General features: G+C 71.2%; 11 protein-coding genes and 1 tRNA gene. 5 read left to right on the top strand and 7 right to left on the bottom strand.

The genetic code is table 11. The features are described 5' to 3' along the window. Window positions 1-51: 51 nt before the first annotated feature. The 3 genes from AC5L3X_RS08260 (at window position 52) to serS (ending at window position 3,660) form a co-directional block, all read left to right on the top strand. A complete protein-coding gene (locus AC5L3X_RS08260; RefSeq protein WP_494856127.1) occupies window positions 52-1,260 on the top strand; it encodes a glycosyltransferase 87 family protein in 1,209 nt (402 codons plus the stop codon). 163 nt (window positions 1,261-1,423) lie between these two features. Next, entirely contained in the window at window positions 1,424-2,344 is a 921-nt protein-coding gene (pheA, locus tag AC5L3X_RS08255) for a prephenate dehydratase (RefSeq protein WP_189127381.1), read from the top strand. 53 nt (window positions 2,345-2,397) lie between these two features. Next, entirely contained in the window at window positions 2,398-3,660 is a 1,263-nt protein-coding gene (serS, locus tag AC5L3X_RS08250; RefSeq protein WP_189127382.1) for a serine--tRNA ligase, read from the top strand. Here the strand turns inward: serS and AC5L3X_RS08245 are convergent. After that, entirely contained in the window at window positions 3,624-4,955 is a 1,332-nt protein-coding gene (locus tag AC5L3X_RS08245) for a hypothetical protein (RefSeq protein ID WP_494856124.1), read from the bottom strand. The genes serS and AC5L3X_RS08245 overlap by 37 nt on opposite strands. 167 nt (window positions 4,956-5,122) lie before the next feature. After that, window positions 5,123-5,326, bottom strand: coding sequence for a cold-shock protein (locus AC5L3X_RS08240; protein WP_043619750.1), 204 nt, complete (start codon window positions 5,324-5,326; stop codon window positions 5,123-5,125). Between the two features lie 248 nt (window positions 5,327-5,574). On the opposite strand from AC5L3X_RS08240, the gene AC5L3X_RS08235 reads away from it, so the two are divergent. Then, the gene (locus AC5L3X_RS08235; protein ID WP_308016009.1) at window positions 5,575-6,354 is read left to right on the top strand and encodes an HAD family hydrolase; all 780 of its coding nucleotides are present in this window, start codon (window positions 5,575-5,577) and stop codon (window positions 6,352-6,354) included. Here AC5L3X_RS08235 and AC5L3X_RS08230 read toward each other — a convergent pair. Together AC5L3X_RS08230 and AC5L3X_RS08225 are read right to left on the bottom strand one after the other, a co-directional pair. Continuing rightward, the gene (locus tag AC5L3X_RS08230) at window positions 6,345-6,851 is read right to left on the bottom strand and encodes a bacterial proteasome activator family protein (RefSeq protein WP_189127385.1); all 507 of its coding nucleotides are present in this window, start codon (window positions 6,849-6,851) and stop codon (window positions 6,345-6,347) included. The two genes, AC5L3X_RS08235 and AC5L3X_RS08230, sit on opposite strands and share 10 nt — an antisense overlap. Window positions 6,852-6,856: 5 nt before the next feature. Next, the gene (locus AC5L3X_RS08225) at window positions 6,857-7,813 is read right to left on the bottom strand and encodes an NAD(P)H-quinone oxidoreductase (RefSeq protein ID WP_494856121.1); all 957 of its coding nucleotides are present in this window, start codon (window positions 7,811-7,813) and stop codon (window positions 6,857-6,859) included. 113 nt (window positions 7,814-7,926) lie between these two features. Between AC5L3X_RS08225 and AC5L3X_RS08220 the strand changes: the two genes are divergently transcribed. Next, entirely contained in the window at window positions 7,927-10,224 is a 2,298-nt protein-coding gene (locus AC5L3X_RS08220; RefSeq protein WP_494856119.1) for a MinD/ParA family ATP-binding protein, read from the top strand. A gap of 1 nt (window position 10,225) precedes the next feature. On the opposite strand, the gene AC5L3X_RS08215 is transcribed toward AC5L3X_RS08220, so the two are convergent. The 3 genes from AC5L3X_RS08215 to AC5L3X_RS08205 all read right to left on the bottom strand — a co-directional run bounded on the left by AC5L3X_RS08215 (window position 10,226) and on the right by AC5L3X_RS08205 (window position 12,725). Next, window positions 10,226-10,312, bottom strand: a tRNA-Ser gene (locus tag AC5L3X_RS08215). A 98-nt stretch (window positions 10,313-10,410) separates the two neighbouring features. Next, window positions 10,411-11,256, bottom strand: coding sequence for an NUDIX hydrolase (locus AC5L3X_RS08210; protein ID WP_494856118.1), 846 nt, complete (start codon window positions 11,254-11,256; stop codon window positions 10,411-10,413). Window positions 11,257-11,291: 35 nt separating this feature from the next. Continuing rightward, complete coding sequence (locus AC5L3X_RS08205; RefSeq protein ID WP_494856116.1) at window positions 11,292-12,725, bottom strand: aldehyde dehydrogenase family protein; 1,434 nt, start codon at window positions 12,723-12,725, stop codon at window positions 11,292-11,294. Between the last annotated feature and the right edge of the window lie 8 nt (window positions 12,726-12,733).

Raw genomic sequence — 12,733 nt, 5'->3', positions numbered from 1 at the left:
GGATCAACCGGCGTGCTTCGATCGGGCAGAGCCACGGTAACGTGCCACACCGTGACAGGTGGCGACGAGCCGTCGATCCGGCGGCAATGGTGGGCGTGGGCGCTCGCGGTCCTGGTCATCGCGGTGGCCGTGGCGCCCCTGGTGCGGCACTGGCTGACCAATCCCGACGACCAGCGCCTGGTCGACCTCGACGTCTACCGCACCGGCGGGCAGATGATCCTCGAGGGCCGCTCTGTCTACGAGTTCTTCACGCCCGCGCCGCAGCTGCTCCCGTTCACCTACCCGCCGATCGCGGCGATGCTGGCCGCGCTGCTCGCGAAACTGTCGTGGGAGAGCGCCCAGTGGGTGTGGACCGTCGGCGTCTACGTGGCGCTCGGCGTCGCCGTGGCCTACTCCTTCCGCAAGGTGCTGGGCAGGCACGCGCCGTGGGTGTTCGCGTTCCTGATGGTGGCGTGCGCCTATCTGATGCCGATCCGCGACCAGGTGCGGTTCGGCCAGGTCGACATCCTGCTCGTGGCGCTGTGCCTGGCCGACTGCGTGGCGAGGCGGCCGTGGTGGCCGCGTGGGTTCCTGATCGGGCTGGCGACCGCGGTGAAGCTCACACCGGGTGTCTTCCTCATCTATCTGATGGTGACGAGGCAGTGGCGGACGTTCTTCATGGCGGCGTTCACGACGGCGCTGCTCACGCTGCTGCCGTTCGCGGTGATCCCGCAGGACGCCGCCGACTTCTGGTTCTCGGCCCTGCTCGACCCCGAACGGCTGGGCGCCAACGCCGCCACCACCAACCAGTCCATCCGCGGCATGCTGATCCGTCTCTACCTTCCCGACGCGCTGACGACCGTGCTCTGGCTGGCGCTGGTGGCGCTCGTCGGCTGGTACGGCTTCCGCGGCGCGGTCCGGGCGAAGGACCCGGTCGTGGCGGTCGGGCTGGTCGGGCTGATGGCGGTGTTGCTGTCGCCGGTCGCCTGGATCCACCACCTGGCCTGGGTGGTCGTGGTGCTCGGCGCGATCGTGGGGGACGGTCGCGACCCGGTCAGGCTCCGGGTGGCCACCGGGGTGTGGCTCTACTATGTGCTGCCGATCCCGTGGTGGGGGGTGGCGTTGAAGGCGGCGGAGATCCCGCTCGTCAGCCCGATCCTGGGCAAGATCGTGCAGAACGCCTACGGGCTGGGCGCCGTGGCGCTGGTCTGGCTGCTGGCGTCGTGGCTGCCCGCCCGGCGCGCGGAAACCGCGACCCCCCGGGTGACGGCATCGAGCTGACCTCGATCAACGGTTCTTCCGAGACCCGCACCTAACGTGCGCGCGGTGGTGGGCGGCCGCTGGCGCCGCAAAAGGAGGAGGCGGTGCGGGCCGGCCGTCTCGGGTTGGGACCGGTCATTACGAAGTCGCGCGTAGCTCGCCAACCTGCGGATACTCTGTAGCCATGCCCAGACTCGCCTATCTCGGACCAGAGGGCACCTTCACCGAAGAGGCCCTCAGGCTCCTGGAGCCCGACGCCGAGCGTCTGCCCTGCGCGAACGTCACCGCTGCGCTCAACGCCGCGCGCGGTGGCGAGGCCGACGGCGCGGTCGTCCCGCTGGAAAACTCTCTTGAGGGCGCGATCACCACCACCCTCGACGAGTTCGCCTGGGGCGAGCCCCTGCTCATCACGGCCGAGCTGCTGCTGCCGGTGCGTTTCTCGCTGCTGGCCAGGCCCGGCACGGAGCTGCCGCACATCAAGCGGGTCTACACCCACCCGGCGGCCATCACCCAGTGCCGCGCCTACGTCGCCCGTGAGCTGCCCGACGCGGTCGTGGTGTCCGCGCCCTCCACGGCGGCGGCGGCCCAGGAGGTCGCGCTGCCCGGCTCGCCGTACGACGCGGCGATCGCGGCCCGCATCGCGGGAGAGCACTACGGGCTGGTGGAGCTCGCCGGCGACATCGGCGACCGGTCCGACACGGTGACCAGGTTCGTCAGGGTGAGCCGGCCCGGCCCGCTGCCCGAGCCGACCGGCTCCGACCGCACCACGCTCGTCGTGTTCCTGGCCGACGACCATCCGGGCGCGCTCCTGGAGATGCTGACGGAGTTCTCGGTGCGCGGCGTCAACCTGAGCCGCATCGAGTCGCGGCCCACCGGAGACGGCATCGGCCGCTATTTCTTCCACTTCGACTTCGAGGGCCATGTCGCCGACGCCCGCGTGGGCGAGGCCATCGCCGGGCTTCACCGCATCTGCGGTGAGGTGCGCTTCCTGGGCAGCTATCCGCGCGCCGACGGGGTGGCGCCGCAGATCAAGCGGGGCACCGCCGACGGCGAGTTCGCCGAGGCGGGCGAGTGGCTCGCCCGGGTCCGCGCCGGTCAGGTCTGAGGCGGGGCCCAATTGAGGAGCGCGCGGTTGCCGTGCGCCGGTAGCCTTTCCTTGTGATTGACCTGCGTACCCTTCGTGAGGACCCCGACCGGCTACGGGCGTCGCAGCGTGCCCGCGGTGAGGACGACTCCGTCGTCGACACGCTGCTCGACCTCGACGAGCGCCGTCGCGCCGCGCTGACCAGTTTCGAGTCGCAGCGCGCCGAGCAGAAGATCCTCGGCAAGTCGGTCTCCCGGGCGCAGGGCGAGGAGAAGGCGGCGCTGCTGCAGCGCGCCAAGGAGCTCGCCGCCCAGGTCAGGGGTGCCGAGACGGAGGCCGAAAAACTGGCCGCCGAGCTCGATGAGGTCCTGCAGACGGTGCCCAACATCGTCGAGGAGGGCGCGCCTCCCGGCGGCGAGGACGACTACGTGGTGCTCGAGACCCATGGCGAGCCGCGCGTCTTCGACTTCGAGCCGAGAGACCACCTGGAGATCGGTGAGCGGCTCGACGCCATCGACATGGAGCGGGGCGCCAAGGTCTCCGGCTCGCGGTTCTTCTTCCTCAAGGGCGTCGGCGCCCGCCTGCAGCTCGGCCTGCTCAACATGGCCATGCAGCAGGCGATCGGCACCGGGTTCACGCCGATGATCGTGCCGGTGCTGGTCAAGCCGGAGACCATGCAGGGCACGGGCTTCCACGTGGCCCACGACAAGGAGATCTACCGCCTGCCCGATGACGACCTCTACCTGGTCGGCACCTCCGAGGTGTCGCTGGCGGGCTACCACGCCCAGGAGATCCTCGGCGGCGACGAGCTGCCGCTGCGCTACGCGGGCTGGTCGTCCTGCTTCCGGCGCGAGGCCGGCTCCTACGGCAAGGACACCCGGGGCATCATCCGCGTCCACCAGTTCGACAAGGTGGAGATGTTCTCCTACGTACGCCCCGAGCAGGCGCACGAGGAGCACCAGCGGCTGCTGGCGTGGGAGAGGGACATGCTGGCCAAGATCGAGGTGCCCTACCGGGTCATCGACACGGCGGCGGGCGATCTCGGCATGTCGGCGGCCCGCAAGTTCGACTGCGAGGCGTGGCTGCCGTCCCAGGGCCGCTACCGCGAGCTGACCTCGACCTCCAACTGCACCGAGTTCCAGGCCCGCAGGCTGGGCATCCGCTACCGCGACAAGGACGGCCGGCCCCAGCATCTGGCCACGCTCAACGGCACGCTGGCGACCAGCCGGTGGATCGTCGCGATCCTGGAAAACCACCAGCAGGCCGACGGCTCGGTCGTGCTGCCCGAGGCGCTGCGTCCCTATGTGGGGCTCGACGTGCTGGAGCCGGTCAAGTAGGCGTCGCGCCTGATGAGCAGGCCGCCGGCGGCGACGACGCCCGTGGTCAGCACGACCGCCGCGGCGACGGCCACGCCGTACGATGCGGGCACGCCCTGCGTCCAGCCGTAGAAGGGCCCGTAGACGGCCGCGAAGACGAGCGGGGCGGCGCCCAGGCCGACGAGCGCCGCGGTGGGCCGGATGCGTCCCGCCGCGGCCAGGACGAGGCACATGAGGATGCCGATCAGCGTCAGTGAGCCGCCGATGAGCAGGCCGCCGGGGTCGATCCCCGACGCGTGCACCGCCTGGGACGTCGTGTAGAGCAGCCCGCCGAGGCCGACCACGGCGAAGACCGTGTAGGGCGCCCGCAACTGCCTCAGCCCGATCCCCAACGCGCCCAGCAGCACGGTCGCCGCGAGGAAGAACGCGATCCCGCGCTCCTCGCCCACCGGATCCGCCGGTTCGGCCCGAGGCGGCGCGAAGAGAGGCCACCCCGCCTGCCGCCAGGCCCCCGAGACGTCCCGTACGAGGATCCCGTCGACCCCGCCCGCGACCACCACGACGTGCCCTCCGGGCCTGGCCTGTACGGCGAGCGCACGAAGGCGCTGGGGGGCGCCGGGGCCGCCCGCCGCCGGTTTCCACGACTCGTGCCAGGTCACGCCGCCGTCGTCGGACTCGGTCACGGTCGTCTCGTCGAGGACCCGGTAGCAGCGCTGGGGTCGTCCGGGCACGCAGGCCGCGCTCTGTGGCGCCCGCTCGCGCCTCGGGTACCACTCGGACCAGGTGGCCCCGCCGTCCTCGGACACCATCCCGGTGACGCCGCTGTCGCTCTCGAAGCCCTCGTACGTGTGGACGATGACGCGCCCGCCGTCCACGAGGACGGAGTCGGCGATGGGCGGCGGAGGGGCGGCGGAGGTGGCCACCACGGCGAGCAGCGCGAGCGGCATCGTGACCAGCGGCCGCCACCGCCCTGAGTCGGCGAGCAGGGTGCGCCGGCGGATCCACCAGGCCAGTCCGAGCGCGGGCAGCGCCAGCAGGTCCGTGGGGTCGGCCAGGACCCGCGATGGGCCGGCCACCAGGGTCCAGAGGTGGGAGGCGGTCTCAGCGCCCGTCTCCGTCGTCTTGACGAGCGTGAAGAGCGCTCCGGTCAGCAGGGTGGCCGTGAGGTCGGCCCGGCGCCACAACAGCAGCGCGAGGAGGGGAGGGGCGACGACCAGGCCGGCGACGTCACTGAGCTTGCCGGTGACGAACCCTGGATGGGCCTGCTTGAGCAGGTGGTCGTTGAGCAGCAGGACGATCACCGCGACCATCGTCACGGGGTGACATAACCACGCGTGCCTCATGCATGTGTCGATGACGGCGAGAAGCTCATGGTTCGGCCCGGTGTGAGTCGAGCCGCACCTGTGATCGATCCGTCATCGTCCCGGACGCGAAAGACCGGGGTCCGCTGGAAGCGAACCCCGGTCTGTCTCGCTGCTACAGGTCAGATGGCACGGACCTGGGAGGCCTGCGGCCCCTTCTGGCCCTGCGTGATCTCGAACTCGACCCGCTGGCCGTCTTCAAGGCTGCGGTAGCCGTTGCCGACGATCTCGGAGAAGTGCACGAACACGTCCGGCGCACCGCCGTCCGGGGCGATGAAGCCGAAGCCCTTCTCAGCGTTGAACCACTTGACGGTTCCCTGAGCCATAAAAGCTCTCCCTCAGGATGTGAATCTATGGGACCCGCACCTCGCGAATCCCGGTGTGTCGTACAGCAAGCACCCGGGGTGGCTCAGACAACTCATGCTGGTTTTCACTACGGGATCAGCTAATACAACGCCATTCATCTAACACCATTCTGGCGGGTTGGTGTTCCCCTCCCCACGAAGATTTCTGGTCGGCGGCATCACCCGGCAAACTGGAACGTGTTATGCAGAGCTCTCCCGCGCCACGTCTGGTGGCCACCGACCTGGACGGCACCGCCCTGCGCACGGACGGAACCGTCTCTCCCCGTACGGTTGCGGCGTTCGCCAAGGTCGAGGCGTCCGGTGCCGCGCTCGTCTTCGTGACCGGGCGCCCGCCCAGGTGGATGAGCGGCGTGGCCGACGCCGTGCGCCATCACGGCCTGGCGATCTGCGCTAACGGAGCGCTGATCTATGACCTCCATACGGAGGAGATAGTTGAATCTCACCTCATCTCCGCCGAGGTGCTTGAGGAAGTCGTCGCTCAGCTACGAGCGAACGTGCCCGAACTCGCCTTTTCGGTCGAGTACGAAGGCGGATTTGCGCATGAGTCGGATTTCCCGCTCGGCGGTTGGGACCGCAAGCTCGTCGGCGGCCTGCGTGTGGGCATGACGACGCTGACCTCTCAACCGTGCGCCAAGCTGCTCGCGCTGCATCCGCACATGGACCCCGATCGCCTGCACGCGACCGTGGACGATCTCGTGGGTCACCTGGTGACCAGCACCCACTCCAGCGGCCGGAGCCTGATCGAGATGAGCGCCCACGGCGTGACCAAGGCCACCGCCCTCGCCGTGCTGGCCGAACGGCACGAGATCAACCCGTCACAGACGGTGGCGTTCGGGGACATGCCGAACGACCTGCCCATGCTGGCGTGGGCCGGGACGTCGTACGCCGTCGCGAACGCGCATCCCAAAGTGCTCGCCGCCGTCGACCACGTGACGGCGGCGAACAACGACGACGGGGTCGCCCTGGTGCTCGAAAAGCTCTACAGGTAGGGGCCGGAGCCGCCGGGAGGACGCGGCTGGTCGTCATGGGGCACACCGGGCAGCGCCCTGCGCATCTGCTCAAGCTGGGCACGGGCCGCCATCTGCTGCGCGAACAGCGTGGTCTGGATGCCGTGGAACAGACCTTCGAGCCATCCGACCAACTGGGCGTGGGCGATGCGCAACTCGGCCTCGCTGGGAGGAGTGCCGTTCTCATCGGTGAACGGCAGCGACAGCCGCTCCAGCTCGTCAACCAGCTCGGGGGCCAGGCCGTCCTCGAGCTCCTTGATGGAGGACCCGTGGATCTCCTTCAGGCGCTTGCGGCTGGCCTCGTCGAGGGGAGCCGCGCGGACCTCCTCGAGGAGCTGCCTGATCATGCTGCCGATGCGCATCACCTTGGCGGGCTGCTCGACCAGGTTGGCCACCGAGCGCTCGTCGTCCTCGCCCTTGCCTTGGAAGTCAGGACCGACCACCACGATATGAGGGGTGTTGTTGTCCTCTGCATTCATATCTCTCACCGTACTAGCAGGATCTTGCCGATGTGGTTGCCGGAATCCAACATACGGTGAGCTTCGGCCGCCTCGGACATGGGCACTTCGGCGTAGACCACCGGGCGCACCGCACCCGCGCTGACCAGCGGCCACACGTTGTCGACGACGCTGCGGGCGATCGCGCCCTTGTCGTCGGCCGGCCGGGCGCGCAGCGTGGTGGCGTGGACGGTGGCGCGCTTGGCGAGGAGGGCGCCGAGGTCGATCTCGGCCTTGCGACCGCCCTGCAGCCCGATGATCACGAGTCGCCCGCCGCTGTTGAGTGCCCGGATGTTGCCGGACAGGTATTTGGCGCCCATGATGTCGAGAATCACATCGGCACGCGCCTTGTCGGCGAAGTCCTCCTCGCGGTAGTTGATGACCTCGTCGGCCCCCAACTCCGCCACCCGCTCCGCCTTGGCCGCCGAGCCGACGGTCGTGATCACCCGCGAGCCGAGCGCCTTGGCCAACTGCACCGCGAACGTGCCGATGCCGCTCGCCCCGCCGTGCACCAGCAGCGTCTCGCCCCGGCGCAGTCGCGCGAGCATGAACACGTTGGACCAGACCGTGCACGCCACCTCGGGCAGCGCCGCCGCCCGCACCAGCGGGACACCCTCGGGCACCGGCATCACCTGCTGCCACGGCACGGCCACCCGCTCGGCGTAGCCGCCACCGCTCAGCAGCGCGCACACCTCATCGCCCGGAGCGAAGCCCTCGACGCCGGCGCCGATCTCGGACACCACACCGGAGACCTCCAGCCCCGGATAAGGGGAGGCGCCCGGCGGCGGATCGTAGAAACCGTTGCGCTGGTGAACATCGGCCCTGTTGACCCCGGCGGCCGTCACCTCGATGATGACTTCGCCCTGCTCAGGACGCGGATCGGGCACCTCGCGCCACTCCAGGACCTCTGGCCCGCCTGCCTGGGCGATCTCGATGGCTCGCATGGACCAAATGTAGCCGGGCAAGGAAGTTGTGGGTTGGCCGCGTTCATGGGAACACATGGCGTTACCCTGCAAGGTATTTGCTGCCCCTTTAGACCCACCCGAGGGGGAACACGGTGGCAAGACACGATCGCGAAGATTCGCTCGAGGAACAGCTGGCCTGGCTGGACGCAATCAAGGAGACCGAAGAGGCACCTGTCCAGGTCAGCACTCCGGCTCCGGCGTCCCCGGGCGCCTCGACCGGCTCGAACGCGTCGCCCGACGAGCCCGCCGCATCGCCGTACCCCCAGGATCCGTGGCTGTCGGTGCCCTCCCAGCCGGAGACGCCGACGCCGCCGCTGTTCCGCGCCGCGGTCGACTCCGTGTACGGCGCGCAGGCCGCCGAGGCCCTGCCCGATGGGGAGAGCGAGGCCGCCGAGTGGCTGGAGACGGCCGGCTCTGCGGACGACACCGCGCCGGCGGGCCCGACCCTGAACCTGAACAGGCCGGACGACGCGTTCCTCGCCCCGCTCAAGCCGCTGCCCCGGCCCGACGACACCGACACCTACACGATCTCCTTCGCCGAGCCCGCTCCCGGTTCTGGCTCCGGGCCCGGCACGACGGATCCGACGAAGTGGCCCGAGCCGCCCGAGTGGCCGCAGGCGTTCGACGACAAGCAGGCGTTCGGCGACAAGCGGGCGTTCGGCGACAAGCGGCAGGCCGGCGAGTCGCGGCCCGGCGCCTTCGAGGTGCACCCGGCCGAGCCCGCCGAGGGGGCCTCGTCCGAGGACACCCCCGACAAGCCGAGCTCCTTCGACGAGTCCGGCGGCTACGGCCCCGTGCGGGCCGCCGGCTCCTCGCCGACCGCCGACCCGTCAACGGACGAGCCGGGCTCCCCGGCCGGGTCGCGGCCTCTGGACCAGCCTCCGGCGTTCGGCCGGTCCCGCTCGTTCGACCTCTCGCCGCCCCCGCAGCCTCCCTTCGGCCGCCCCGGCGAACGGTCGGCCGATCAGCCCTCCGACCGCCCCGGCGACCAGCCCGTCGGTCGCCCTTCCGACCGGTCCTACGATCGACCCGGCGATCAGCCCCTCGATCGGTCGGCCGACCAGTCCCTCGACCGGTCCGGCGATCGCTCGGCCGATCAGTCCTTCGACCGGTCCGGCGATCAGCCCGTCGGTCGCCCTTCCGACCGGTCCTACGATCGACCTGGCGATGAGTTCCTCGATCGGTCCGGTGACCGGTCGGTCGAGCAGTCCTTCGACCGGCCTAGGGCTTTCGATTCGACGGCCGAGCGGTCGGCCGAGTCGTCCCAGGTCGCCGACCAGGCGAGGCCCACGAGGGTGTCGCGGCGGGGGCGGCCGGTCGAGGAGGAGTCGCCCAGTTTCGACGAGCCGCGGACCTACGGCCAGCCGCGGCCGGAGCCGCCGATGCCCGACCGGCGGCGGCGCCCCGCCCCGGTGCCCGTGTTCAGCGCGCCGCCGCGCCCGCCGGTGACCGGCAGGCCGACGGCCGAGAGTCTCGACCCCGAGACGCTGCTGCGCGGCCGCCGCAACGCCCCGGCCAAGGGCTGGCGCCGAGTGATCTACAAGGCGTCGGGCGGCTGGATCAAGCCAGGCGAGGCACCGGAGGTCCGTCGCCGCCGTGAGCTGCTCACCAGGGCCCGCACTCCGGTCGCCACCGGACACCACCGCGTCGCCGTGCTGAGCCTGAAGGGCGGCGTGGGCAAGACCACGACCACGGTCGGGCTGGGCGCCACGCTCGCCCAGGTGCGCGGTGACCGGGTCATCGCGATCGACGCCAACCCCGACCGCGGCACCCTGTCCGACAAGCTCGTCCTGGAGACCTCGGCGACCGTACGTGACCTGCTGAACGAGCGTGACCAGGTCAAGAGGTACGTCGACATCAGGGCGTTCACCTCGCAGGCGCCCTCGCGGCTGGAGGTGCTCGCCTCCGACCGGGACCCGTCGGTGTCGGAGGCGTTCAGCGGCGCCGACTACCAGTCGATCTCCCAGGTGCTGGAGAACTTCTACTCGATCTGCATCACCGACTGCGGCACCGGGCTGCTCCACTCGGCCATGGGCGGCGTGCTCGGCCTGGCCGACCAGATCGTGCTGGTCAGCTCGCCGTCGGTCGACGGCGCCCGCGCGGCCTCGGCGACGCTCGACTGGCTGGAGGCCCACCACTACGGCGACCTGGTCAGCGACGCGACCGTGGTGCTGTGCAGCGTCAGGCCGCGTTCGAAGTCGGCGGTGGACATCAAGAAGCTGGAGGCCCATTTCGCCGCCAGGTGCCGGGCGGTGATCCGCGTGCCGTACGACCCGCATCTGGAGGAGGGCGCCGAGATCGACCTTGACCGCCTCCAGGAGGCCACGCGCGACGCCTACCTGCAACTGGCGGCGTGCGTCGGCGACGGCTTCGCGGGAAGCCAGGGGTAAGCGGAGGGTGTGGGATTCGAACCCACGAGGCCATCGCTGACCTGGCCGCTTTCAAGGCGGCTGCACTCGTCCACTATGCGAACCCTCCAGTGCGCACACCACCATAGCGGCTGTCGCGGCAGGGGTGTTACGTTCGGGCGGCGGTGGATCGCGGCATCGAGCCGGAGGCCCGTGGACGGCCTCCGGTCAGCCGCCGAGCTGTGACAGCAGCCACTTCGGCCCGACGGTGCGCGCTCCCAGCTCGGTGACGCGCTCCTTCAGCCCCCGGTCGGCCGTGACGACCAGCATCCGCTCCCACGGACGTGCCTGCCGCACCACATCGACGATCGCGTCGTCGCCGCTGCCCGTCGCGGCCACGACCTGCACCCCGGCGACGGCCGGCGCCTCCTTGGCGGCGCCCTCCACGACGGCCACGATCCGTGGATACCACTGGGCGAGCACCGGATGCCCGAGCTTGAGCACTGAGACCTCGTTGAGCAGCCGCGTCGCGGCGCCCAGCCGATCGTTCCACCAGCCGTGCTCGGCGCGCGCGCCGATGATGTTGGCCATGTCGAGCACCAGGGTCTCGGGCTGGAGCTCGACCTGGATCCGGTCCCAGGTCTCGGCGAACCCCGGATGCAGCCGCCGGGCGCCGATCTCGGGCAACGGCAGCCAGCGCAACTCGGCGCTCTCACCGTTGGCGGGGACGGCGGCCAGCAACTCCGACGACTCGGCGATCACCGTCTCGAACGTCCACCCGCCGTGGTCGTCGAGGAAGACGCCCTGCACCCGCAGCCCGTCGCCGCCCAGCGCGGCCTCCTCGCGGGCCTCGCGCAGGGCGCTCGCCACGGCGTCCTCGTGGCTGTCGCGCGCGCCACCGGGCAGCCCCCAGGTGCCGCCGTGGTGGCTCCACCAGGACCGCTTCTGCATGAGAACGTGTGGAACGCCGGACGTGTCATGGTGCACGGCCAGCAGGCCGGAGGCTCCGTGCAGCCCCCAGTGCCGGTGCCCTCGCCCGCATTCGGCCCAACCGTCGCCGTCCTTGGCAGCCATGAACCGATTGTCTCAGCCTCGGCCCGTGATGCGCCTCATGCGGGTGACGAAACCGGCGAGTCCGGGGCGTGGAAGAGGAGGGACGGGCCCTCGACGGCGAGAGGGGACCGCTCCGTGACGTGGCCGGGCTCACCACGGTCGATCAGGACGAGACCGGTCGAAGGGGTGGCCGCGCGCACCGCGTCGGGGTCGCCGGACGGGCGTCCGTGGACGGTGGCGACGGTGCTGTAGGGCAGGGACCGCACGAGCGACGCCATGTCCTCGGACCTGAGCAGACCGACGAGCGGGCCGGGCACTTCCGCGTACGGTCCGTGCGGTTCCTGCGGTCCGTGCGGTTCCTGCGGTTCGTGCGGTTCCTGCGGCTCGTACGGCGAGGAGGCGGGCCACCACGCGCCTTCGGCGAGGTCCACCACGGTGGGCGGCACGAAGAAGCCCTCCAGGGGAAGTCCGGCGGAGAGGGGGTGCGGGCCGCCGGGCAGGAGGCGCCGCAGCTCCCGGAGGCGGTCCGGCCGGATCACGGGTCCGAGCCGGCTCGACGGATCGACGGCGGGGCCGACGCGGAGCGTCGTGGCGGCGGCCGTCAGGGCGGCCGCCATCCGATCGGCGAGCGACGGGGCCGTGACGACCGCGGTGCCCGCGAGCCGGCGTTGACCGGCCAGCGGCGTGACCGTAGCCCACACGCTGGCCGCGATCCGCCGGAGCTCCGCGTCGGACCAGCCAGGCTCGGGCGCGACGAGGTGCAGCCGCGCGATCGCGCCCTGCGCCCGGACCTGTTTGCCGTGGGATCGGCCCCGATCCAGCATGTATCCGGCCCAGGGGCCGGAGCCGACGTACGAGATGGCGCCGATGCCCGGGTGGTCGAGCATCGCGTCCACGACCTGGATCGAGCCCTGCACGATGTTCAGCACGCCTTCGGGCAGGCCCGCCTCGACCATCAGCCGGCCGAGCCGCACCGCCGTGCGCGGCGACCAGGTGCAGGGACGCAGCACGTAGGTGGCGCCGGTGGCGAGCGCGGGCGCGGCCATGGCCAGCGGGCTGAGGAGCGGCTCGTGGTAGAGCGAGATGCCGCCGTGCACGGCGGGCGAGGAGGTGTCGCGGTCGGTCGGCCAGATCTGTCCGGCCATGACGTCGGCGAGCAGTCCGGCGGACGTGTCCACCTCGCGGCCGGCCTCGTGGAGGGGCTTTCCCACCTCGGCGGCGATGGTCCGGGCCAGCGACTCCCGATCCCGCCGGAGCAGCCGGCCCAGCGCGGCGAGAAAAGCGGTCCGCTCGGCGGCCGGTCGGCTCCGCCAGCCCGGCAGCGCGCTGTGCGCCGCGTCGACGGCGGCGTGGACGTCCTCGACGCTCGCGTAGTCGAGCCATCCGGTGCGGGCGCCGGTCGACGGATCGTACTGTGGCTCTCCGGCGTCGCCGCGTGGTTCCCGCCACCTTCCGGCCAGCAGGTTCGCCGCGGGCGTGTCGGCTGTCATGGGGTTCC

This window comes from Nonomuraea sp. CX421, from assembly GCF_059358955.1.
The sequence above is the reverse complement of the archived record's forward strand: the minus strand, read 5'-3'. Positions and strand labels throughout refer to the sequence as shown.